Source organism: Nonomuraea sp. NPDC051298 (assembly GCF_055586305.1).
This window is the reverse complement of record NZ_JBVJIM010000010.1, coordinates 261,030-283,003: the sequence shown is the minus strand read 5'-3', so window position 1 is coordinate 283,003 and position 21,974 is coordinate 261,030. Positions and strand designations below refer to the sequence as shown.

The window sequence follows — 21,974 nt, the reverse complement described above, 5'->3', positions numbered from 1 at the left end:
GGGCGGTGGGGAGGAAGAAGCGGGTTACGAAGCCCGGGCGCGGGCGGCGGCGTTCTGGAGGAGGGTGCGGCAGAGGTCGCCGAGGTCTTGTCCGGCCGCCTCCGCCGACATCGGCAGGAGGGAGGTCTCCGTCATGCCGGGGGCCACGTTGACCTCCAGGAAATGCGGCACCCCGTCGGCGTCGACGATGAGGTCCGTACGCGAGATGTCCCGCAGCCCCAGAGCCGTGTGGGCCGTCACGGCCGTCTCGGCGCACGCCGCCGCGGCCGCTGCCGACAGCCGGGCCGGGGCGAAGAACTCGGTGTGCCCGGCCGTGTAGCGGGCCGCGTAGTCGTAGACGCCTTCGTCCGGCACGATCTCCACGGCCGGCAGGGCCACTGGGCCGTGGCCGAGGTCGACGACGGAGACCGCCACCTCAACGCCTTCCACGTACCGTTCGATCAACGCCGTGTCGCCGTACGCGAAGCAGCCGACCATCGCGGCGGGCAGTTCCTCGGCCGTGCGGACGAACGAGGCGCCCAGCGCCGAGCCGCCCCGCGCGGGCTTGACGAAGAGGGGGAGCCCGAGGTGTTCGACGATGCGGCCGAGCACGACCGTGGCGCCGAGGTCGTGGAAGGTCTCCTTCGGCAGCGTGACGGACTCGGGAGTGCGCAGCCCGACCGACCGGACGACCGCCTTGGCGGTGGGCTTGTCGAAGGCCACCCGGCACGCGTCGGGGTCGGCGCCGACGTAGGGGACGTTGAGCAGCTCCAGCACGGACCGGATGGCGCCGTCCTCGCCCGCGCCGCCGTGGAGGGTGACGAACACCGCGTCCGGCGGGTCGGCGAGGATCGAGGGGACGAGCGAAGCGTCGGTGTCGCGTGCCTCCACGTCGATGCCGGTCGCGCGCAGCACCTCGCTGACCCTGCGACCCGAGCGCAGGGAGACCTCTCGCTCATAGGAGAGACCCCCGGCCAGCACCAGCACGTGGCCCAGATCGCTCATCACATCTCCTCCGCTCGCGGCACGCTGTCCAACCGTACCGGCGCCTGGGGTGAATGGTGTACGGGAGGTGCTATCTGCGGCGATCCCCTCCCATCCCAGCCAAACGGTAGGGAATTCCTTGACGACGAAGTGAGGGGCCGGCGCGGCGGCCGGCCCCTCACGTGAAGCGGTCAGGCCAGGTCGGGCCCCGGAGTGTCGACGCCCTGGTGGTCGCGCACGGAGGCGGTGCCGAACGTGTCTCTGAGCTGCATCTCCTGCTCGATGACCCCGGCCAGCCTGCGCACCCCTTCGCGGATGCGGTCGGGCTCGGGATAGCAGTACGACAGCCGCATGTGCCGCGCCCCGCTGCCGTCGGAGAAGAACCCGGTGCCGGGCACGAACGCCACCCGCTCGGCCACCGCCCGCGGCAGGATCGCCTTCGAGTCGAGCCCTTCGGGCAGGGTCGCCCACACGAAGAAGCCGCCTCCGGGACGTGTCCACGTCACCTCGGGCGGCATCAGCGACTCGAGCGCGTCCAGCAGCGCGTCGCGGCGCTCGCGGTAGAGCTCCCTGAACGTTTTGATCTGCTCCTCCCACGGCTGCGTGGCCAGGTACTGCCCCACGGCGAGCTGCGTGAACGAGGAGTGCGACAGCACGGCCGACTCCATGGCCAGCACGAGCTTCTCGCGGATGGCGTGCGGCGCCAGCGCCCAGCCGACGCGGAAACCGGGGGCGAGCGTCTTGGAGAACGACCCCAGGTAGACCACGCCGTCCGGATTGTCGGCACGCAGCGCGCGCATGGGCTCCCCGTCGAAGCCGAGCAGCCCGTACGGGTTGTCCTCGATGATCAGGATGCCGGCCCGCTGGCAGATGTCGAGGACCTGCTGGCGGCGGGCGATGTTGAGGGTGACGCCGCCGGGGTTGTGGAAGGTCGGGATCGTGTAGAGGAACTTGATGGGCGCCCCTGCCGTCTCCAGCGCGTAAATCGTCTGGGCGAGCGATTCGGGCACGATGCCGTGGTCGTCCATAGCGATGTGTACGACTTTGGCCTGATAGGCGGCGAACGTCCCCAGCGCCCCCACGTACGAGGGGCCTTCGGCCAGCACGACGTCACCCGGGTCGATGAAGATCCGGGTGATCAGGTCGAGGGCCTGTTGCGACCCGACGGTGACGACCACGTCGTTGGCCCCGGCGCGAATCCCCTCCAGCCGCATGACCTCGCAGATCTGCTCACGCAGGTGCAGGTCGCCCTGGCCGGAGCCGTACTGCAGCGCGACGGGGCCGCGCCGCGTGACGAGGTCGGAGACCAGCTCGCCGACCATGTCGAGGGGAAGAGCCGTGACGTACGGCATGCCGCCCGCGAGCGAGACCACCTCGGGCCTCGACGCGACGGCGAAAAGAGCTCGGATCTCGGAGGCGACCATCCCGGTAGCTCGTGCGGCGTACCGATCGACGTAAGCGTCGATGCGCGACCCTTGGGTCGCGGGCGTCTGACCGTGATCAAGCTCTTGCGTCACGGCCCACCTCCTAGGTGTCATATCGGACTGAAATACCAGATTACGCCAGACGGACATGTCGCCCGTGACCGGGCTCGACCGTCGTGGTGTCCGCTGGTGGCATCTTCACTGGGCTACGATGCCACCTGTAGACGCGGTTTTCGCGCGCTTTTCCTGGTCAACGATAGGGGCCGTAGTTGTCGCGCCGGCTGGTCAACATAACCCTGGACAATCTCGAAGATCTGCCGCGCCGCTGCCGGCGGTGTGTGTTCTGGGAGCTCGACCCGATGAGCGGTGAGCGCGCGGTCGACTCGGGTGACCCCGGGCTGGAGAAGGAGGCATGGATCTCCGGCACCCTGCTCGAATGGGGGAGCTGCGGGAAAATCGCCTATGTCGACGGGGCTCCCGCGGGGTTCGTGGTCTACAGCCCGCCGCTCTACACCCCGCGTTCGGTGGCCTTCCCCACCTCGCCGGTCAGCGCCGACGCGGTGCTGCTGATGACGGCGCACATCGTTCCCGAGTTCTCGGGTGGCGGGCTGGGGCGGATGCTGGTCCAGGGCGTGGCCAAAGACCTGACGCGGCGTGGTGTGAAAGCCATTGAAGCTTTTGGGGACCTGAAGTGGGAAGAGCCTAGTTGTATAGTTCCGGCGGAATACTTGCTTTCTGTGGGGTTTAAGACAGTTCGTCCGCATTTGCGTTTTCCGCGGTTGAGACTGGAACTCAAGAGCGCCGTCTCGTGGCGTGAGGACGTCGAGGTCGCCTTGGAACGCCTCCTCGGCTCCATGAGCCCGGAACGCGCGCTACGCCCCGTCTGAGAGCCCCACAGGGCCACCCAACGCCCGGCAGGCGGGCACACACGCGAAAGCCCCCCGCGGGCCAGAGATCCGCGAGGGGCTGTCGGCGGGCGAAGCGCGCCCCGACGGGCGAGTCACCGGGCGGGGCGGGCTAGATGATGCCCTCGAGCTCGCGCAGCAGCATGGCCTTCGGCTTGGCGCCGATGATCTGCTTCACGACCTCGCCACCCTGGTAGACGTTCAACGTGGGGATCTGGAGCACACCGTACTGGCGCGGAACCTCGGGGTTCTCGTCGATGTTCAGCTTGACGATCTCGAGCTTGTCGCCATGCTCCTTCTCGATCTCCTGCAGGATGGGCGCGACCTGACGGCACGGGCCGCACCACTCGGCCCAGAAATCGACCAGCACGGGCTTGTCGCTCTTGAGGACCTCGGACTCGAAAGTGGCGTCGGTGACAGCCTTCACGGTGCGCTCCTTACTTCTCGTTGTTGGCCAGCCAGCGCTCGGAGTCGAGCGAGGCGGCGCAGCCGGTGCCGGCCGCGGTGATGGCCTGGCGGTAGGTGTGGTCGACGACGTCGCCCGCGGCGAACACGCCCTCGATGTTGGTCGCGGTGGAGGGGGAGGCCACCTTGATGTAGCCGTTCTCGTCGAGGTCGATCTGCCCCTTGACCAGCTCGGTACGGGGATCGTGGCCGATGGCCAGGAACAGCGCGTCGGTCGCCAGCTCGCACTCCTCGCCGGACTTGACGTTGCGCAGCTTCACCGCCTCGACCTTGGTGTCGCCGAGCACGTCGGCGACCTCGGAGTCCCAGACGAAGCGGATCTTGTCGTTCGAGAGCGCCCGGTCCTGCATGATCTTGCTCGCCCGCAGCGAGTCGCGGCGGTGCACCACCGTGACCATGCGCCCGAACCGGGTCAGGAACGTGGCCTCCTCCATCGCCGTGTCGCCGCCGCCGACGACCACGATGTCCTTGTTGCGGAAGAAGAACCCGTCACAGGTCGCACACCAGGACACACCGTGACCGGACAGTCGCTTCTCGTTGTCAAGCCCCAGCTCGCGGTAGCCGGAGCCCATGGCCAGGATGACCGACTTGGCGTAGTAGGTCTCGCTGTGGGTCTTGATGACCTTGGGGTTGGCCTTCAGGTCGACCTCGACCACGTCATCGGCCACCAACTCGGCGCCGAACCGTTCGGCCTGCTTGCGAAGGTTGTCCATCAGGTCGGGGCCCATGATGCCGTCGGGGAACCCGGGGAAGTTCTCCACGTCGGTCGTGTTCATGAGCGCGCCGCCCGCGGTCACGGAGCCCTCGAAGACGAGCGGCTTGAGTTCGGCGCGTGCGGAGTAGACAGCCGCCGTGTAACCGGCGGGGCCGGACCCAATGATGATCACGTTACGAACGTCGCTCAACGCTCCACGCCTTCCTCGTCTGCTGTTGCCATCGGCGTCAACAGATCCTAGGCCGCCGTGATTCCCCAGCCCTACCCCACACCGCCGGGACAAACGAAAGAGCCCGCCGAAGCGGGCTCTGACGTGGGCTTTCCGTTACCGCAGGTATTCCGTTACCAGCGGCCCAGCGCGGGCTTACGCAGGTTCTTGCAGTTGAACGGGTCGACGACGTCGATGCGGATCTTCTTGGTGGCCTGCTGCTTCCAGGAGGTGACGATGAGGGCCTCCTGGCCGTTGTACTGCCCCTGGTCCACCGCGAACACGTCGAGCTTGGACCGGTTGGACACCGCGGTGACGCACTCGGCGACCTTGTCGGCGTCGCTGGAGTCGCTGTGCAGCATGGGCGCGGGGCCGAGGAAGCTCTGCAGCGACATCCGCAGCTCGGGGTCGCTGTAGTTGTGGCCGCTGTCGGTCAGCGCGTACGCCCTGGCCCTGGTCGCGGACTTCGTCGGCGCCGGAGACTGCTTCGGGGGCAGGGCGGCGGGTGGCACGACGCTCACGCCGCTGTCATCGCCCCCGGCGACCACCAGGTTGGTGGCGGCCATGGCCGTGCCGACCACGACGGCCGCCGCCGCGGCCGCGATCGCGGGCATCGCCCAGCGCCGCCGCCGGACCGTACGGCTTCTGGCCGGGACGATCGTGCCGTCGTCGGACACCACGCCGAGGCGCACCGGCTCGGGGACGTCGGCCCCTCCCACCGGCGAGGGGACCTCGACCGGACGCTCCCACGGGGCGTCCCGCATCAGCTCGTCCCAGTCAGGTGGTTCGGCGAGGCCGACACTTCCACGCCGCCTGGAGGACTCGGCCTCGGCGGCCAGGGCCTGGTCTATGCGCAGTGCGACGCCCATCGGCATGGCCGGTGTGGGGGTCGCGGCCAGGACCTCGCGAACCGCCGCCAGGTCCGCCAGCGACTCCCCGCAGGGGTCGCAGACCGCGAGATGCTCGCGGACCCGGCGTGCCGTGGCAGCGTCCAAGAGACCCTCGGCCAGCTCGGCGAGGATCTCAAGATCGTAGTGCGTATCACCCGTCACGAAGTTCTGCTCCCTTCGCGGATGAGACGCGATTGAGGTCCGATCGGTTCCGCAGATGCGAAAGAATTGGGGCAAGTTTCGCGCGCCCTCGGGCGCACCGGCTCTTCACCGTGCCACTGGGCACCTGAAGCACCTGAGCTGCGTCTTCGACCGAATAGCCCATCATGTCCACCAGCACCAGCGCCGCCCGCTGGTCGGCGGGCAGCAGCTTCAGAGCGGCAGAAACCTCCATCGAGACCTCGCGCTCGACGGTCTGGTCGGGCAGCGGGGTCTCGCGCTCCGCGGCCTCGATGAGTTCGTCGTCGGCGACCGGCCGGACGGACTTGCGTCGCATCCGGTCGAGGCAGGCGTTGACCACGATGCGGTGCAGCCAGGTGGTGACGGCCGCCTCGCCGCGAAACGTGGCGGCCTTGCGGTAGGCGGAGACGAAGGCGTCCTGCACGGCGTCGGCGGCCTCGTCGGGGTCACCGAGCGTACGCAGGGCGACCGCCCACATGCGGTCACGGTGCCTCTTGACGATTTCGCTGAAGGCGTGTGGATCCCCGTTGATGTGCGCGGTCAGCAGCTCGGCGTCTGTGACTGCCGGCCGCTCCGCTGCTGAGGGTGTCTCGGGTGGGGAGTTCACAAGAGGGATTCCTGATTATGCCGATCCGGGGGAGTGCACCACTACCTCATAGATGGTGCCATGAAAAGTGCCCGCATCCATCGGAACACGCGTAAACCAGATCAAAACGTACTGACCGCTTGCCGCCTGCTCGGGGGTGAGCGTGGTCTTGCCCGCCGCGTTCTTCGCCGTCGCCACGGTCTTGAGCGCGCCCAGTTCGGGGGAGTCGCCCACCTTCAGCTCGACGGTCGCCCCCTGGGCCGGCGACAGCGTCGCCACCACGTCGCTGATCTGCATCGACTCGCCCATGTCGAGCAGCAGGCCCACGCCGTCCTTGAGCCGGCCCAGCTCGGCGCTGCTGTAGGTCTCGGTCTTCCACAACGTGTCCGGTTTGCCGTCGATGGCCAGCTTGGCCATTTCGGACTTCTCCTCGTTGTCGCCGAGCGGGTCGAAGCCCTGGGCCTTGTCGGGCTTGACCACCTTGGCCTCGACCGAGGCCGCCGCGGGGTCGCTGGGCCGCGCGCTGGCCGTCTGCGACGCGGTCGGGCTGCCCAGGCTGCGGCCGATCGTCCAGGCGCCGACGCCGACCGCGGCGATGACCAGCAGCACCAGCAGCGTCACCAGCACCCGGTTGACCGTGCCGCCGCCGCCGTTGCCGGACATCCGGCGCGGCGGCAGAGGCGGCAGCGTGGGAATGGCGGCCGCCTGCCGGTGGGCGATGTCGAGGCCCTCGGTCTGGGACGCCGAGGCCACCGCGGGGGTCGAGGGGTAGGAGATCGGGATCGGCATCGGCCTGGCCACGTCGGCCAGCGACTCGGCCACCTCGGACGGGCTGGTCAGCATGCTCTGGCCCCTGCGCGACTCGGGCAGGCACGCCCGCACGGTGACCGCGTCGAGGTAGCCGGGCACGCCGGCGGTGACCTGCCGGGGCGTGCAGAAGTGGCCGTCGTTCATGGGGGCGGCGGGCAGCCCGCCCTCCTCCTCGTCGCCCGGCCAGTGGCCGGTCAGGCCCGCGTACAGCAGCCGGCCCAGGCCCTCGGCGTCGTCGAGCGCCGGCTGGTCGGTGGTGAGCCCGTACATGGCCGCGTCGACCGCCACGCCGAGCACCTTGACCGTGTTGCCGGTCGTCCACACCAGGTGGGAGGGGCGCAGGCACAGGTGGTAGAGCTGCGCCGCGTGGGCGTGGGCGAGCGCCTCGGCGGCCTCGGCCACCAGCCCGGCGGCGCGCTCGGGCTCCAGCGGCCCGGCGGCCAGCAGGTCGGTCAGCGACTCGCCGTTGACCCACTCGCTGACGACGTAGGCGTGATCGTCCTCCTCGGCCGCGTCGAACACCTGCGTCAGGCGCGGGTCGGTGAGCCTGCTCGCCGCGCGGGCCGCGGTGACGACCTCGTGGACGCGCGGGAAGTCGGGCGAGAAGGTGTGCACCGTCACGGGACGGGCGAGGATCTCGTCGATGGCCTTCCACAACGTCGCGCCGTCGGATTCGCTGACGCGATCTTCCAACCGGAAGCGTTCGGCTAGACGGGTGCCGGGTTCGACGGCCGACGTGCTGCTCACTGGCTCACTCCGCTTGGCCGATCGGGCGTACTCATGACTCGACTCACCTGCGTGGTCATGTCCCACGAAGGCACGTTATGCCGGGTGGATCCGCCCACGCCCCTCCTGCTTCCATTCGCGCGTGTCGGGCTCCATGGTAGTGCCGAGTAGATTCCGCCCGCGTTCTTTACCGACCTACCCGCCTCGCGACCATCCCAACGAGCGAGTTGACCTCGGGGATGCGCATTCTGTGGGCAACCGCGAGATAGAGCAGCATGCCCAGCCCGCCCCCGATGCCCAGCACGATCACCGAGTTGAGGAAGCGGAGCCCGTCGAAGACGCCCGTGAAGATCCAGACCGCGGCCAGCGCGAGCACCGCCGTGGGCAGCGCCGCGAGGTACATCCTGGTCATCGCCATGCCGACGGCCCAGCCGCCCAGCCCCTGGACCCGGCGGGCGGCCAGCCACCACGCCAGGGTCGCGCCCAGCGCGTACGCGATCGCGTACGCCAGAGCCAGCCCCATCACCGCGTAGCGAGGCGGCAGCGCCAGGTACAGCAGCACCATGAGCAGCGCGTTGACCGCGGTCGTCCCCGCCCCGATGAACACCGGAGTCCTGGTGTCGCCGAAGCTGTAGAAGACCCGCAGCAGCAGTTGGAACACCGCGAACGGCACCAGAGCCAGCCCGTAGACCTGCAACACGTTGCCGATGTAGACGGCGTCGGCGACGCTGTTGGCCCCGTGCCCGTAGATCGGCACGGTGATGGCCGGCCCGAGCACCATGAGCAGCAGCGACACCGGCACCATCAGCGAGCAGACGAGCCGCACGCTCGACCCGAACTCGGCACGCACGTCGCCGAACCGGCCCTCGGCCACGGCCCGGCTCATGCGCGGCAGCATGGCGGTGATCACCGAGACGCCGATCACGCCGTACGGGAGCTGGAAGAGCTGGAAGGCCAGCGTGTACGGGCTGATGCCGTGCCCCTCGACCAGGCTGCCCGCCGCGCTGGCCAGGTTGGTCGTCAGCATGAAGCCGAGCTGGGTGACCACCACGTAGCCGATCGTCCACACGCCCGCCTTGCCCATCTCGCCCAGCCGGGCGTTGCGCAGGTCGAAGCGGGGCACGAAGCTGAACCCGACCCGCCGCAGCGCCACGATCAGCACCGCCGCCTGCGCCACGATTCCGGCCGTGGTGCCCAGACCGAGCAGCGCCAGGTCGCCGTCGGTGGCCTGGGCGATGTCGGCGCCCGTGCCGACCAGGGTGTAGAGCACGAACACGATGATGACGACCAGGTTGTTGAGCACGGGGGCCCACATCGGGGCGCCGTAGCGGTCGCGGGTGTTGAGGATGGCCCCGGCCACCGCGCCCACCCCGAAGAAGGCGAGCTGCGGCAGGATGAAGCGGGCCAGCGTGACCGCGACCTCGAACCTCCTGCTGCCCGGGGCCCAGTCGGTGTAGAGGTCGATCAGCAGCGGCGCGGCCAGCACGGCGAGCACCGCGACCACGGCCAGCGCGACCGTGGAGATCGTCAGCAGCCGCTGCTCGTAGGCCCGGCCGCCGTCGTCGTCGTGCTGCTGGGCCCGGATGATCATCGGCACCACGACGCTGCTCAGCACTCCCAGGAGCAGCAGGTCGAGGATGCTGTACGGGATGGCGTACGCGGCGTTGTAGGCGTCACCCAGGGCCGCCGTGCCGATGGCGTAGGCCAGCACCATGGTCCGCACGAACCCCGTGACCCTGGACACCATGGTGCCCGCCGCCATGATGGCGCTGGCCCGAAGCATGCGGCTCATTCGGTCTCACTCTCCCGGGACTTGGCGCGCGCGAGTTTGCGCTCCGACCGCCGCCGCAGCAGCCGCGTGACCACCGCGGCGAGCATCACGGTCAGCGCCGCCCCGACGATCACCAGGGCGATCCCGGTGTAGCCGGTGGTGCGGATCGTCAGCCGCTGCGGCTCGCCGTACGGCCGGCCGTCGGCGGTCATGAGCTGGACGGTCACGGTCGCGTCGCCGCTGGTGTCGGGGGCGGCGCTCATCGACACCTGGAACGTGGTGATCTGCCCGGTGCTGATCACCCTCGTGTCCGGGGTGAGGCTGACCGTGAGCAGCTCGGGGTCGTCGGACTTCACGTCGAGGTAGAGCTCGACGGGGGCTTCCATCTCGTTCTTGACGCTGATGGGCACCACGCCGTTGCTGCCCGCCAGCGTACGCGGCTGGTCGGGGCCCTCTCCGGTGATCTGGATCTGCGCGGTCTTGGCGTCGACGGCCGTGCCGACCAGCTTGGTGACGGCGCGGCCCGTACGGGTGCTGTTGCGCCAGGCGGAGGAGGTCAGCCGCAGCACCGCCGTCTCGAAGCGGGACGGCTCCTCCTTCTCGAACACCTGCGCGATGCGCTCCGCCTTCGACCAGGCGTCCTTGACCGGCGCGAGGTAGTTGGCGGTCAGCTCTTCCTTGCGGTCCGCGGCGGTGTAGGTCAGGCCGGCGCGTGGGACGGACGCCTTGCCGGGCTTGACCGTGTCCAGCGGGCTGAGCTTCAGCCACGGCAGCCGTTCCGCGGTCTTCAGCAGGGCGGTGACGAGCGTCGGGTTGGGGTTCCAGCGGCGGGAGGGGGCGACGACCAGCGACCTCGACCGGGTCTGGCCGGGCTCGGAGGCGATCATCGCGGTCTCGGCGATGAAGCGCTGTGTGCTGAGCAGGGTGGAGGTGCCGGAGGCCGGCTCGAACATGCGGCTCAGCTCGGCGTCGGCGACCAGCGCGGTGACCGGGCCGCTGACCGCGTCGAGCGTCGTGGCCGCGTCGGGCGTGGTGGTGACGGGCGCCTGCGGCGGCAGGTTGGTGGAGTTGAGCAGGACGGTGTTGACCCCGCTGACCGAGAGCAGGTCGAGCGCGTCGGCGTCGAGCACCCCGGCGGGCGGCCAGTTGATGTTCGTCTTCGTGTTGGGGCTGATCGTCGCGGCGACCGTCTGGCCGCCCAGCTTGACGGCGCGGTCGGTCTGCGTGTCGAGCCCCTGGTGGGCCAGCGCGGCCACGTCGGGATCGGCGTACGGGACCGCGACCACGGGCGAGGCGGCCAGCGCCGTGCGCATGGTCGTCAGCCACTGCGTGGCCGCGGCGCTGGGCGGCTTGGCCTGAGGGCCGTCCTTGGTCTTGACGTCGTAGCCCTTGGCCATCGCGTTGAGGTCGTCGAGCAGCGACGGCTCGATCACCCACGTGACGCTGTCAGGCGCGGACTGCGCGATGGTGGCCAGGTCGGCCAGGCGGCCCCGGCCGGCGATCGACTGGCTCAGCTTGTCGTCCACGAACAGCGGCTTGCCGCTCTGCGGGTCGACGTCGGTGCCCCGGCGCGGCTGGTCGATGACGGGCAGCGCGACGGAGAGCCTGTTCTGCGGCAGCTTCGGCACCGTGGGCGGCGCGTACGTCAGGAACGTGCGCTGGGCGACCAGCGGCACGCCGTTGGGCGCCACGTCGACGGCGATCGGGTAGACCCCGAACGACCGGAGGCCGAGCTGCACGGGCGTCGCGGTGAACTCCCAGCGCAGCGAGGCCCCGGGGGCCAGCGACGGGATCACCGCCCGCGAACTGCCGGAGACGGCGCTGGGCAGCGTGGTGAGGCTCTGGTCGGCGGCGTAGGAGCTCATCGTGACGCGGTCGGCGAACGGCTGCGACTCGTAGCGCAGCCGGATCAACACGTTGTAGAGCGTCGAGCCGGTGTCGTTGCGCACCGTGCCGCTGAACGTGATCTGGTCGGTCAGGCTCTTGGGGACGTCGGGCGTGATCGACGAGATCGACACCGAGGCGGTCTGCCTCGCGGCCGCGTTCGCGGTCGGCTTCGCGGCAGCCTGGTGCGGCGTCACCGCCATGACGGGGGCGAGCAACGCGGCGGACAGCGTGGCGATCAGCGTGGCCTTACGGATCACGCGGAGGCCCGGCCTGGACTACGACGACGCACGCCCGCAATGGTACGGGCTCAGTGCCGTCGTGCGACCGCCGCACGTGACGCTCCGGCCCGCGGACGCCGTAGGCCGACGATCTTTCCTGGTGGCGGTGCCGGCAGGTCGCGGGACCGTCCCCGGCGGCTCTTCCGCGCGTGTCATGGGACGCGGAAGGCTACGATCTCATGATGGACCTGGTGTGCGAGGAGCCGGCGGTGGATCGCGGGGGCGTCCTTCATATAGTCCTCCTTGCCGCATTCCATGCCCCCGACGGTCCGTGGACCGACGGTAAGCACACAAGAAGGCCGACTCTGCTTTGTCCGACTCAACTCTGACCGACTCAACTCTGACGGAAAGCCAGCAGCAGGGCATGAACGACCTGTTCAGAAAGATCGCCCCGGTGGCCGACGAGCTGGGCCGCCTGTTCGCCGCCCAGGGGCACGAGCTGGCCCTCGTCGGCGGCCCCGTGCGCGACATCCTGCTCGGCCGCAGCGGCAACGACCTCGACCTGACCACCGACGCCCACCCCGAGCGGGTGCTCGAGATCGTCAGAGACTGGGCCGACTCCGTGTGGACGATCGGCATCGAGTTCGGCACGGTCGGCCTGCGCAAGGGAAACTGGCAGATCGAGGTCACGACCTACCGGAGCGAGTCGTACGACCCCAAGTCGCGCAAGCCCGACGTCATGTACGGCGAGACCCTGGAGGCCGACCTCGAACGCCGTGACTTCGCGGTCAACGCGATGGCGGTGCGGCTGCCCGGCCACGAGTTCGTCGACCCCTACGGCGGGCTGTCCGACCTGCGCGCCAGGCTGCTGCGCACGCCGGGGCCCCCCGAGCGGTCGTTCGGCGACGACCCGCTGCGCATGCTGCGGGCCGCCAGGTTCGCCTCGCAGCTCGGGTTCGCGGTCGACCCGCGGGCGGTGACGGCGATGACCGAGATGGCCGAGCGCATCGAGATCGTCTCGGCCGAGCGCATCCGCGACGAGCTCGACAAGCTGGTCTGCGGCGCCGACCCCCGCGAGGGCCTGCGGCTGCTGGTCGAGACGGGCCTGGCCGCCCACGTGCTGCCCGAGCTGCCCAAGCTGCGCCTGGAGATCGACGAGCACCACCGGCACAAAGACGTCTACGAGCACTCGCTGACCGTGCTCGACCAGGCCATCGCGCAGGAAGACGACGGCAAGCCCGACCGCGTCCTGCGCTGGGCGGCGCTCCTGCACGACATCGGCAAGCCCAAGACCCGGCGGCACGAGCCAGGGGGGCGGGTGTCGTTCCACCACCACGAGATGGTCGGCGCCCAGATGACGAAGCGGCGGATGGCCGAGCTGAAGTTCCCGAAGGACGTCGTGTCCGACGTGGCCCGGCTGGTCGAGCTGCACCTGCGCTTCCACGGCTACGGCACCGGCGAGTGGACCGACAGCGCCGTGCGCCGCTACGTGCGCGACGCCGGCCACCTGCTGTCCCGGCTGCACAAGCTGACCAGGGCCGACTGCACCACCCGCAACAAGCGCAAGGCGCTGGCGCTGTCGCGGACCTACGACCACCTCGAAGAGCGCATCGCCAGGCTCGCCGAGGAGGAAGAGCTGGCCAAGATCCGGCCCGAGCTCGACGGCAACGAGATCCAGCGGGTGCTCGGGGTCGGGCCTGGGCCGGTGGTGGGGAAGGCGTACAAGTTCCTGCTCGAACTCAGGCTCGACAAGGGCGTGATCGGCAAGGAGGCGGCCACCGAGGCACTGCTGGAGTGGTCTCGGTCAGACGACCTCGGCGCGTGACGACGGCGTGATGACCATCCGGTACACGAGCGCCGCGGCGGCGTAACCGACCCCGATGATCATCACGGCCGCGTACGACTTGCCGTCGGCGGGCAGGATGAGCGCCGACAGGGCGGCGGCGAGCACGTACATGCCGTTGAAGAGCATGTCGTAGATCGAGAACGCGCGGCCCCGGTAGATGTCCTCCACGTCGCGCTGGACGGTGGTGTCGGCGCAGATCTTGACGCTCTGCCCGGCCACCCCCAGCACGAACCCGGCCGCCGGCGGCCCCCACTCCTGGAACGGCAGGATCAGCACCGCCGCCAGCGCCCCGGCCGCCACCAGCGCGATCTGCACCCAGAGGCCGATCCCGAACCGCTCGGTCGCGTACGGGGTGACGATCACGGCGAGGAAGTAGCCGACTCCTGAGACGGCCACCACCACGCTGAGCCCGCGCAGCGCGGCCTCGGGGTCGCCGTGGGAGAAGTAGTAGCGGTAGAGGATGATGCCCGTCGCGGTGCACATGCCGTACAGGAAGCGGTGGGCGGCCATCGCGCCCATGGTGGCGGCGGCCATGCGGCGGTGCGCGAGGTGCCGGGCGCCGTCGCGCAGCCCGGCGACCACGTTGTGCAGGGCCTCGCGCGCCTGCGGACGCTCGGGGTCGGACCACGGGCCGAGCAACTGGCGGTCCATCGTCCGCGCCACCAGCGTGCTCATCGTGAACACCACGCCGGAGGTGACCAGCAGCAGCGCCACGCCCGTGTCGTCGCCGCCGAAGATCTCGCGCAGCAGGAAGCCCACGCCCGCGCCGACGAACGTGATCACCGTGCCCGACGTCGGCGTGACCGCGTTGGCCGCCATGAGCCGCTCGGGCGGCACCACGTGCGGCAGCGAGGCGCCGAGCGCGGCCAGGAAGAACCGGTTGACCCCGAGCACGCCGAGCGCCGCCGCGTAGAAGGCGGGATCGGGCGCGTCGGCGGCGACCAGCCCGGCCGCCACCAGCAGCAGCATGCCGCGTACGAACGGCGCCACCACCAGGATCTGCCGCCTCGGCCAGCGGTCGATGAAGACGCCCACGAAGGGCCCGAGCAGGCTGTACGGCAACAGCAGCACCGCCAGCCCGGCGGCCACCTCGATCGCGGTCGTCTGGTTCTCCGGGCTGAAGAAGGCGAATCCGGCCACCGCGAACTGGAAGATCCCGTCGGAGAACTGGGAGACCAGCCGAGTGCCGAACAGCCGCCTGAAATCTCGCCCCCGCAGGACCACGCGGAGATCGGCGACAAAAGACACGCCGTCAGCCTAGCCCCGTGTCCGTGCTTTAGGATGCCCGGAGATCGGTAGGACAGATGAACTTCGGGTTCCGGATCGCCTGGGTGATCTCGTACGCTTCATAGCGTGACCATCGAGGAACACGTTGTGCTGGTCGACCCCGACGGCCGCGCCGTCGGCACCGCTCCCAAGGCGTCGGTGCACGGCCGCGAGACCCCCCTCCATCTGGCGTTCTCCAGCTACGTCTTCGACCACGAAGGCAGGGTGCTGCTCACCAGGAGGGCCGACCACAAACTCACCTGGCCGAGTGTCTGGACCAACAGTTGCTGCGGCCACCCGCTGCCCGGCGAGCCGCTCGACCACGCGGTCCTGCGCCGCCTCTCCTACGAGCTGGGGCTCACGGCCGAGGGCGCCGACCTCATGCTGCCCTCCTTCTCCTACCGCGCGGCGATGGCCAACGGCATCGTCGAGCACGAGCTGTGCCCGGTCTACCGGGTGGTCGCCGACGGGCCGGTCGAGCCCAACCCGGAAGAGGTGGGGGAGACGCGGTGGATGCCGTGGAAGGAGTTCGCGGAGGGCGCGCTCAACGGGCTGCTGGCGATCTCGCCCTGGTGCAGGGAGCAGGTGCCGCTGCTGACCGAGCTGGGCGCCGATCCGCTCTCCTGGCAGCCGGCCGCGAGCACCGCCCTTCCCGCGGCGGCCCGGCTCTGAGGCAGGCCGACGCGCACGGCGCCGCGCCCCCGCTACGAGGGCACGGCGCCGCGACCGGGGGCCCAGGTCAGCGGGTCAGCGCTCGACCTCGCCCCGGATGAACTTCTCGACGTAGTCGCGGGCCTCGTCGTCGGAGTACTGCTCCGGCGGCGACTTCATGAAGTACGAGGACGCCGACAGGATCGGCCCCCCGATGCCGCGGTCGAGCGCGATCTTGGCCGCGCGCACCGCGTCGATGATGATCCCCGCCGAGTTGGGGGAGTCCCACACCTCGAGCTTGTACTCCAGGTTGAGCGGCGTGTCACCGAACGACCGCCCCTCCAGCCGCACGTACGCCCACTTGCGGTCGTCCAGCCACGGCACGTGGTCGGACGGCCCGATGTGCACGTCGGCCTTGCCCATCTCGTGCGGGATCTGCGAGGTGACCGACTGCGTCTTGGAGATCTTCTTCGACTGGAGGCGCTTGCGCTCCAGCATGTTCATGAAGTCCATGTTGCCGCCGAAGTTGAGCTGGTACGTGCGCAGCAGCTCCACCCCGCGGTCCTCGAACAGCTTGGCCAGCACCCGGTGCGTGATCGTGGCGCCCACCTGTGACTTGATGTCGTCGCCCACGATCGGCACCCCGGCCTCGGTGAACTTCTCGGCCCACTCAGGGTCGGAGGCGATGAAGACCGGCAGCGCGTTCACGAACCCGACCTTGGCGTCGAGCGCGCACTGCGCGTAGAAGCGGTCGGCCTCCTCCGACCCGACGGGCAGGTAGGACACCAGCACGTCGACCCGGTTGTCACGCAGCACCTGGACCACGTCGACGGGCGACTCGTCGGACTCCTCGATGATCTCCTGGTAGAACTCGCCGAGGCCGTCGAAGGTGTGGCCGCGCTGGACCGTCACCCCCGTGGGCGGCACGTCGCAGATCTTGATGGTGTTGTTCTCACTGGCGACGATCGCCTCGGACAGGTCGCGCCCGACCTTCTTGGCGTCCACGTCGAACGCGGCGACGAACTCGACGTCGCCGACGTGGTACTCGCCGAACTTCACGTGCATCAGGCCCGGGACCCGTGTGTCCGGGTCCGCGTCCTTGTAGTAGTGAACGCCCTGGACCAGCGACGACGCGCAGTTGCCGACACCGACAATGGCCACGCGAACCGAACCCATCGCACTCGCTCCCTTACTCATCAGTTGACGTGGTGTCTCGGTCGGGCCTCTCCTCTGACGAGGCCCGACGCTCCGTTGCGATCAGCTCGTTCAGCCAGCGCACCTCGCGCTCGACGGACTCGAGCCCATGACGTTGCAGCTCGAGCGTGTAGCTGTCGAGACGCTCTCTGGTACGCGCCAGCGCAGTGCGCACCGCGTCGAGCCGCTCCTCCAGCCTGCTACGGCGGCCTTCGAGGATGCGCAGCCGCACTTCGGCCTCGGTGTGGCGGAAGAAGGCGAAGTGCACGCCGAAGCTCTCGTCCTCCCAGGCGGAGGGACCCGCCTGGGTGAGCATGTCCTGCAGGCGCTCCTTGCCGTCGGCGGTCAGCTTGTAGACGATCTTCGATCTGCCGCCGACGATCGCGGAGGGAGCGGGCTGCTCCTCCGCGATGAGGCCCTGAGCCAGAAGCGATCGCAGACACGGGTACAGCGACCCGTAGGAGAACGCACGGAACATCCCCAGCAGGGCGTTGAGCCGTTTGCGCAGCTCGTAGCCGTGTAGCGGCGTCTCGTGCAGCGACCCGAGCACGGCCAGTTCCAAGACCCTGCCCTGTCCGCTGGCCACTGGAACCGCCCCCTCTCGCATCGATGTATCGAGCCGATACATCTCGAGGATACGTCCAGCCGCTATATGGCCGCAATCTGTGAATCTGCCAAGCCGTTGGGATGAACCCGTAAAACGCCGTAGTCTGGCGCTCATGTGGTCACAGAGAAGGGTGGTGGATTACGGCCTCGCGAAACGGGCGGTGGTCCGCTCTCTGCGCGCGGGGCGTGCCTCGCGCGGTGACGTCTGTGACGCACAGCCCTATCTCCTTCGCGCGGCCCGCCACTTCGGCGAGCCGACCGGACGTATCTGCCCGGTCTGCGAACGGGAGAACGTCACCGACGTGACCTACGTCTACGGCGATTCCCTCGGTCGGCATGCCGGTCAGGCAAAGGTCACCGCAGAACTCGACGCCATGGCTCATGATTACGATGAGTTCCGGGTGTACGTTGTCGAGGTCTGCCAAGGTTGTTCCTGGAATCACCTGGCGGTTTCGTATGTCCTGGGCAACGGACCGCCTGACCTCGTCGATCAGACGTGAAGACCGAGGGCGGCGAGATGCCTCACGCCCAACCGCCGTTACAGTTCCGACGACGTTGCGAGGACGTGTGAGTCACAGCATGAACGAGGGGACGGCCCGCCCGGGGAGGCGCCGTCGCTCCAACTCATCCCGTTCTCTGCCCCAGGGTTCCCCGGCCCAAACCGGGGACCAGGGCTACGGTGCGGCACAGCCGCCGCGTCGTCCGGAAGCGGCCTACGAGCAGACCGGCGCCATGGCCGCGCAGCCGTACGACGAGCCGCCGCCCAGGCGCTCCCAGTCGTACGACGAGCCTCCTGGACGCGCGCGGTCGTACGACGAGGCGCCGAGGCGTGCGCAGTCGTACGACGACGAGCCCGCGCCCAGGCGCGCGCAGTCCCGCCAGGCACGGGCCGAGCACCCCGCGGGCGCCGGCGACCAGCCGGGGCCGCGCTCGCGTGCCCGCCAGGACACGCGCGGGATGAGTCATCAGGAGACGGTCGTCAGCGACGCTCCGCGGCGCTCGCGCCGCCGGGGGCCGGGCGGTCCGCCGGAGCCCCCCGGGCCGCCCACGAAGAATGACGGCGGCGGCCGCGGCGGCTGGCGCAGGTTCGTCCCGAACTGGAAGATCGTCGTGGTCGGCGTCGTCGTGCTCTCGGCCGGCCTCTTCGGCATGGTCATGGTCGCGTACGCGAACACCCCCGTTCCCACGGAAGCCCAGGCAGAGGCACTGGCCCAGCAGAGCACCATCTACTTCCGCGACGGCAAGACCAAGATCGCCGACCTGGGCTTCAAGCGCGAGTCCGTCCCGATCACGGCTATGGCGCAGGTGGTCAAGGACGCCGCGGTGGCCATCGAGAACGACACGTTCTACGAGGACTCCGGCATCTCCATCCCCGGCATGTTCCGCTCGCTGTGGAACACCGTGTCGGGGGAGCAGCTCCAGGGCGCCTCGACGATCACCCAGCAGATGGCCCGTAACTACTACGACGGCCTCAGCCAGGAAGTGTCCATCAAGCGGAAGGTCATGGAGATCTTCGTCGCGGTCAAGCTCGACGACGAGCTGTCCAAGGACGACATCCTGCGGAACTACCTCAACACCGTCAACTTCGGTCGGGCCTACGGTGTCCAGGCCGCCGCCAAGGCGTACTTCGGCTCCAAGGCCACCGCCGCCAACCTCACCCCCGAGCAGGGCGCCTACCTCGCCGCGCGCATCCAGCAGCCCAACTGGGAGCCCGACGCCCCCGCGCTGAAGTACCGCTTCGACACCGTCATCGACTACATGTCCAAGCAGTGGCCCGACAAGTACGGCGACCTCCCGAAGACCGCCAAGTTCCCCAAGACGGTCAAGAACCAGTCCGACAACGACCTGGCCGGCACCAACGGTTACATGGTCGAGCAGGTGCTGCAGGAGCTGGACCAGCGGGGCCTGAGCCGCGACGAGGTCAAGAGCGGCGGCTACCACATCACCTCCACCTTCGACAAGAAGCTCATGAAGGACGCGCAGACCGCGGTCAAGAGCACCATGAGGGAATTTCGGATGAGCACCGAGTTCCACGGGGGTCTGGCCGCGGTGGATGCCAAGAACGGCCGCGTCCTGGCCTTCTACGGCGGTGACGACTACCTCACCGACCCGTGGAACGAGCCCTTCCAGTCCACGAAGCAGGCCGCCTCCGCCTTCAAGCCGTACGTGCTGGCGGCCTGGCTGCAGGCCGGCTACTCGCTCAAGAGCTTCGTGCCGGGCAACCAGACGGTGCCGAAGGAACTGCCTGGCCAGCAGCCGGGCGGCATCAAGAACAGCCACAACGTCGGCGCCGCCGTCGACGTGGTCAAGGCCACCGCCGAGTCGGTCAACACGGCCTTCGTGTCGATGGCGTTCGCGCTGCCCGGCCAGCTCGACGACGTCCAGAAACTCGTCGAGGACGCCGGGTTCAACCCGAAGCGCATGAAGGATGACATCAACGAGCACCACTACCAGTTCGCCATCGGCAGCGCCCTGGTGACACCGGTGGAGCAGGCGGCCGGCTACGCCATCTTCGCCAACGGCGGCAAGTACACGCGCTACCACGTGGTCCGTGAGGTCAGGCAGAACAAGAAGCTCGTCTATGGCGAGCAGGCCAGCTCCAAGTCGGTCATCGACGCCGGCGTCGCCGCCGACTCGACGATCGCCATGCAGGAGGTGCTCAAGAGCGGCACGGCAGCGGGCAAGGGCCTGGGCAACAGGCCGGCCGCCGGCAAGACCGGGACGAACAACGACGAGAAGGAAGCCTGGTTCGTCGGCTACACGCCGCAGATCTCCACGGCGGTCGGGTTCTACCGTGAGCAGTGCAAGACCAAGTCGGGCAAGGTCGTGCCGCCGGAGCACTCCAACTGCCCCTACCTCCGCAAGGGCAGCGACAAGTACGGCCCGGACAACCCGTACACGGAGCCCAAGGAGGTCTCCCTGGGCTTCGAGGGCGCGGGCCCGCCCACGATCGCCTGGCAGCGGTTCATGCAGCTCGCGCACGAGAAGCTGCCGGTCGAGCAGTTCCCCGACCGGGCCGAGGTCGGGGTGGCGGAGAACATCGTGCCGAGCCCGACGCCCACGCCGTCGCCCACGCCGGAGGCCGACGACGATCCGTTCGCTCCCGACGACCCGTTCGCCGACGAGAACCAGGACTGCCTGATCGGCTGTGACGGCAGCGACCCGACCGTCCCCGACGAGCAGCCGACCATCGACGACGGCGACGGCTTCCCCCAGACGCAGGACGACGTCGGTGACGTGGGCGTCGCGGGCGGCGGCTCGCCCGACAACCAGGGGTCCGGCGGCTCGCGGCAGGTGCCCGTCAGGCCAGAGGACCAGTGACGAGCACAGTGACGAGCACCGAGGCACGCGCCCCCTGGGTGGCGCGTGCCGTGCCGTACCTGCCCCTGGGGCTGATCGCGGTCCTGGGGGCCAGCCTGGCGTACGTGGTGCGCCTGCCGTGCCGTACCGGCGGCTGGAACAACCAGGTCACCACGTACACGAACTTCTGCTACACCGACATCTACCCGCTCTACTTCGACCGGGAGCTGTCCACCCAGAACCCCTACTTCGCCCAGGTGCCGTTCGACAAGCAGGTCGAGTACCCGGTGGTGCTGGGCGAGGTCATGCAGGTGTTCAGTTGGATCGCGCGGGCGCTCGACCCCGACAACGTCGCGCAGGCGGTGCGCTTCTACGACCTGACGGTGATCCTGCTCGGCCTCTGCCTCGTGGTCGGCGTGCTGCTGATGGCCGCGGTGGCCGGGCCCACGCGCCGCTGGGACCCCCTCTGGTACGCCATCTCGCCCGCCGTGGTGCTGGCCGCCTACATCAACTGGGACCTGGTCGCGGGCGCGCTGTCGCTGGGCGCGCTGCTGGCCTGGAAACGGGGCCGGCAGGTGCCCGCGGGGGTGCTGCTGGGGCTGGCGATCGCGACCAAGTTCTATCCGCTGATGTTCGTGGGCGCGTTGTTCCTGCTGACGTTGCGTACCGGGCGATGGCGGCCGTTCCTGGTCACGATGGGCTCGGCGGCGGCGGCGTGGCTCGTGGTCAACGTGCCGTTCATGGTCTTCGCGTGGGACGGCTGGCGCAGGTTCTACGTCTTCTCCCAGGAACGCGGGGTCGACTGGGGCTCGCCGTGGCTGTTCTTCCAGAACAAGGGCTGGCCGGTCCTGGGCGAGGCCGACGTGAGCACGCTCGGCATGGTGGCGCTGGCCGTCATGTGCCTGGGCATCGCCGTGCTGACGCTGGCCGCGCCGCGCCGTCCCCGGCTGGCGCAGATCTGCTTCCTGGCGCTGGCCGCGTTCATGATGACGAACAAGGTGTGGTCGCCGCAGTTCGTGCTGTGGCTGGTGCCGTTCGCGGTGCTGGCCAGGCCCAACTGGAAGCCGCTGGCGCTGTGGCAGCTCGCCGAGGTCTGGTACTTCGTCGCGATCTGGCTCTACCTGCTCGCCCAGCCGCCGCTCGATCGGGACGACCTGGGCATCGCCGACGACACGTACTTCACCGCCGTCTGGGGCCGGGTCATCACGATCGGGATCATGATGGCGCTGGTGGTGCGCGACATCCTGCGTCCCGAGAAGGACGTGGTGCGCCAGGCCGACATCGACGACCAGGCGGGCGGCGTGTTCGACCGCGCCCCTGACCGCTTCACGCTGGCCACCCTCACCAAGTGACCCGCCAGGCG

18 protein-coding genes are annotated in these 21,974 nt (G+C 69.4%); 6 read left to right on the top strand and 12 right to left on the bottom strand.

Going from position 1 to position 21,974, the window contains the following annotated elements; translation table 11 throughout:
- Positions 1-24: 24 nt before the first annotated feature.
- Both ACZ6S0_RS28140 and ACZ6S0_RS28135 read right to left on the bottom strand, forming a co-directional pair.
- Positions 25-984 carry a D-alanine--D-alanine ligase family protein gene (locus ACZ6S0_RS28140; RefSeq protein WP_344878867.1) on the bottom strand — a complete coding sequence of 320 codons (960 nt, stop codon included), beginning with the start codon at positions 982-984 and terminating at the stop codon, positions 25-27.
- A gap of 170 nt (positions 985-1,154) precedes the next feature.
- Complete coding sequence (locus tag ACZ6S0_RS28135; protein ID WP_465922305.1) at positions 1,155-2,501, bottom strand: aminotransferase-like domain-containing protein; 1,347 nt, start codon at positions 2,499-2,501, stop codon at positions 1,155-1,157.
- Positions 2,502-2,656: 155 nt separating this feature from the next.
- Here ACZ6S0_RS28135 and ACZ6S0_RS28130 point away from each other — a divergent pair, with 155 nt between their 5' ends.
- Positions 2,657-3,274 (top strand): GNAT family N-acetyltransferase, encoded by a 618-nt coding sequence (locus ACZ6S0_RS28130; protein WP_344878870.1) that lies wholly within the window; start codon positions 2,657-2,659, stop codon positions 3,272-3,274.
- Positions 3,275-3,404: 130 nt separating this feature from the next.
- On the opposite strand, the gene trxA is transcribed toward ACZ6S0_RS28130, so the two are convergent.
- The 7 genes from trxA to ACZ6S0_RS28095 all read right to left on the bottom strand — a co-directional run bounded on the left by trxA (position 3,405) and on the right by ACZ6S0_RS28095 (position 11,787).
- Positions 3,405-3,719: a thioredoxin gene (trxA, locus tag ACZ6S0_RS28125; RefSeq protein ID WP_465922304.1), complete on the bottom strand. Its 315-nt coding sequence runs from the start codon at positions 3,717-3,719 to the stop codon at positions 3,405-3,407.
- 10 nt (positions 3,720-3,729) lie between these two features.
- Positions 3,730-4,662: a thioredoxin-disulfide reductase gene (trxB, locus tag ACZ6S0_RS28120; protein ID WP_344878878.1), complete on the bottom strand. Its 933-nt coding sequence runs from the start codon at positions 4,660-4,662 to the stop codon at positions 3,730-3,732.
- A 152-nt stretch (positions 4,663-4,814) separates the two neighbouring features.
- On the bottom strand, positions 4,815-5,732 hold the full coding sequence (locus ACZ6S0_RS28115; RefSeq protein ID WP_465922303.1) for an anti-sigma factor family protein: 918 nt from the start codon (positions 5,730-5,732) through the stop codon (positions 4,815-4,817).
- On the bottom strand, positions 5,722-6,357 hold the full coding sequence (sigM, locus tag ACZ6S0_RS28110; RefSeq protein WP_127937855.1) for an RNA polymerase sigma factor SigM: 636 nt from the start codon (positions 6,355-6,357) through the stop codon (positions 5,722-5,724). The genes ACZ6S0_RS28115 and sigM overlap by 11 nt, the downstream gene beginning before the upstream one ends.
- A 15-nt stretch (positions 6,358-6,372) precedes the next feature.
- Complete coding sequence (locus tag ACZ6S0_RS28105) at positions 6,373-7,893, bottom strand: protein kinase family protein (RefSeq protein WP_465922302.1); 1,521 nt, start codon at positions 7,891-7,893, stop codon at positions 6,373-6,375.
- A 166-nt stretch (positions 7,894-8,059) separates the two neighbouring features.
- Positions 8,060-9,664: a murein biosynthesis integral membrane protein MurJ gene (murJ, locus tag ACZ6S0_RS28100; RefSeq protein WP_465922301.1), complete on the bottom strand. Its 1,605-nt coding sequence runs from the start codon at positions 9,662-9,664 to the stop codon at positions 8,060-8,062.
- Complete coding sequence (locus ACZ6S0_RS28095) at positions 9,661-11,787, bottom strand: DUF6049 family protein (RefSeq protein ID WP_465922300.1); 2,127 nt, start codon at positions 11,785-11,787, stop codon at positions 9,661-9,663. The genes murJ and ACZ6S0_RS28095 overlap by 4 nt, the downstream gene beginning before the upstream one ends.
- Positions 11,788-12,172: 385 nt before the next feature.
- On the opposite strand from ACZ6S0_RS28095, the gene ACZ6S0_RS28090 reads away from it, so the two are divergent.
- A complete protein-coding gene (locus tag ACZ6S0_RS28090) occupies positions 12,173-13,573 on the top strand; it encodes a CCA tRNA nucleotidyltransferase (protein WP_465922299.1) in 1,401 nt (466 codons plus the stop codon).
- On the opposite strand, the gene ACZ6S0_RS28085 is transcribed toward ACZ6S0_RS28090, so the two are convergent.
- The gene (locus tag ACZ6S0_RS28085; RefSeq protein ID WP_465922298.1) at positions 13,553-14,842 is read right to left on the bottom strand and encodes an MFS transporter; all 1,290 of its coding nucleotides are present in this window, start codon (positions 14,840-14,842) and stop codon (positions 13,553-13,555) included. The two genes, ACZ6S0_RS28090 and ACZ6S0_RS28085, sit on opposite strands and share 21 nt — an antisense overlap.
- 105 nt (positions 14,843-14,947) lie before the next feature.
- On the opposite strand from ACZ6S0_RS28085, the gene idi reads away from it, so the two are divergent.
- Positions 14,948-15,532 carry an isopentenyl-diphosphate Delta-isomerase gene (gene idi / locus ACZ6S0_RS28080; protein ID WP_465922297.1) on the top strand — a complete coding sequence of 195 codons (585 nt, stop codon included), beginning with the start codon at positions 14,948-14,950 and terminating at the stop codon, positions 15,530-15,532.
- Positions 15,533-15,607: 75 nt separating this feature from the next.
- On the opposite strand, the gene ACZ6S0_RS28075 is transcribed toward idi, so the two are convergent.
- A complete protein-coding gene (locus ACZ6S0_RS28075) occupies positions 15,608-16,687 on the bottom strand; it encodes an inositol-3-phosphate synthase (RefSeq protein ID WP_465922296.1) in 1,080 nt (359 codons plus the stop codon).
- A 13-nt stretch (positions 16,688-16,700) separates the two neighbouring features.
- Positions 16,701-17,291, bottom strand: a complete 591-nt coding sequence (locus tag ACZ6S0_RS28070) for a PadR family transcriptional regulator (RefSeq protein WP_344878907.1) — start codon at positions 17,289-17,291, stop codon at positions 16,701-16,703.
- Positions 17,292-17,424: 133 nt separating this feature from the next.
- On the opposite strand from ACZ6S0_RS28070, the gene ACZ6S0_RS28065 reads away from it, so the two are divergent.
- The 3 genes from ACZ6S0_RS28065 to ACZ6S0_RS28055 all read left to right on the top strand — a co-directional run bounded on the left by ACZ6S0_RS28065 (position 17,425) and on the right by ACZ6S0_RS28055 (position 21,963).
- The gene (locus tag ACZ6S0_RS28065; protein WP_465922295.1) at positions 17,425-17,811 is read left to right on the top strand and encodes a DUF5318 family protein; all 387 of its coding nucleotides are present in this window, start codon (positions 17,425-17,427) and stop codon (positions 17,809-17,811) included.
- Between the two features lie 232 nt (positions 17,812-18,043).
- Positions 18,044-20,632, top strand: coding sequence for a transglycosylase domain-containing protein (locus ACZ6S0_RS28060; RefSeq protein ID WP_465922294.1), 2,589 nt, complete (start codon positions 18,044-18,046; stop codon positions 20,630-20,632).
- Positions 20,629-21,963 carry a glycosyltransferase family 87 protein gene (locus tag ACZ6S0_RS28055; RefSeq protein WP_465922293.1) on the top strand — a complete coding sequence of 445 codons (1,335 nt, stop codon included), beginning with the start codon at positions 20,629-20,631 and terminating at the stop codon, positions 21,961-21,963. The genes ACZ6S0_RS28060 and ACZ6S0_RS28055 overlap by 4 nt, the downstream gene beginning before the upstream one ends.
- Positions 21,964-21,974 lie beyond the last annotated feature (11 nt).

What these genes read in the sequence shown, in the direction of transcription:
- ACZ6S0_RS28135 (WP_465922305.1), bottom strand. Translation starts at nt 2,501, where the DNA reads ATGACACCTAGGAGGTGGGCCGTGACGCAAGAGCTTGATCACGGTCAG.
- ACZ6S0_RS28065 (WP_465922295.1), top strand. Translation starts at nt 17,425, where the DNA reads ATGTGGTCACAGAGAAGGGTGGTGGATTACGGCCTCGCGAAACGGGCG.
- ACZ6S0_RS28060 (WP_465922294.1), top strand. Translation starts at nt 18,044, where the DNA reads ATGGCCGCGCAGCCGTACGACGAGCCGCCGCCCAGGCGCTCCCAGTCG.
- ACZ6S0_RS28075 (WP_465922296.1), bottom strand. Translation starts at nt 16,687, where the DNA reads ATGGGTTCGGTTCGCGTGGCCATTGTCGGTGTCGGCAACTGCGCGTCG.
- ACZ6S0_RS28140 (WP_344878867.1), bottom strand. Translation starts at nt 984, where the DNA reads ATGAGCGATCTGGGCCACGTGCTGGTGCTGGCCGGGGGTCTCTCCTAT.
- murJ (WP_465922301.1), bottom strand. Translation starts at nt 9,664, where the DNA reads ATGAGCCGCATGCTTCGGGCCAGCGCCATCATGGCGGCGGGCACCATG.
- ACZ6S0_RS28090 (WP_465922299.1), top strand. Translation starts at nt 12,173, where the DNA reads ATGAACGACCTGTTCAGAAAGATCGCCCCGGTGGCCGACGAGCTGGGC.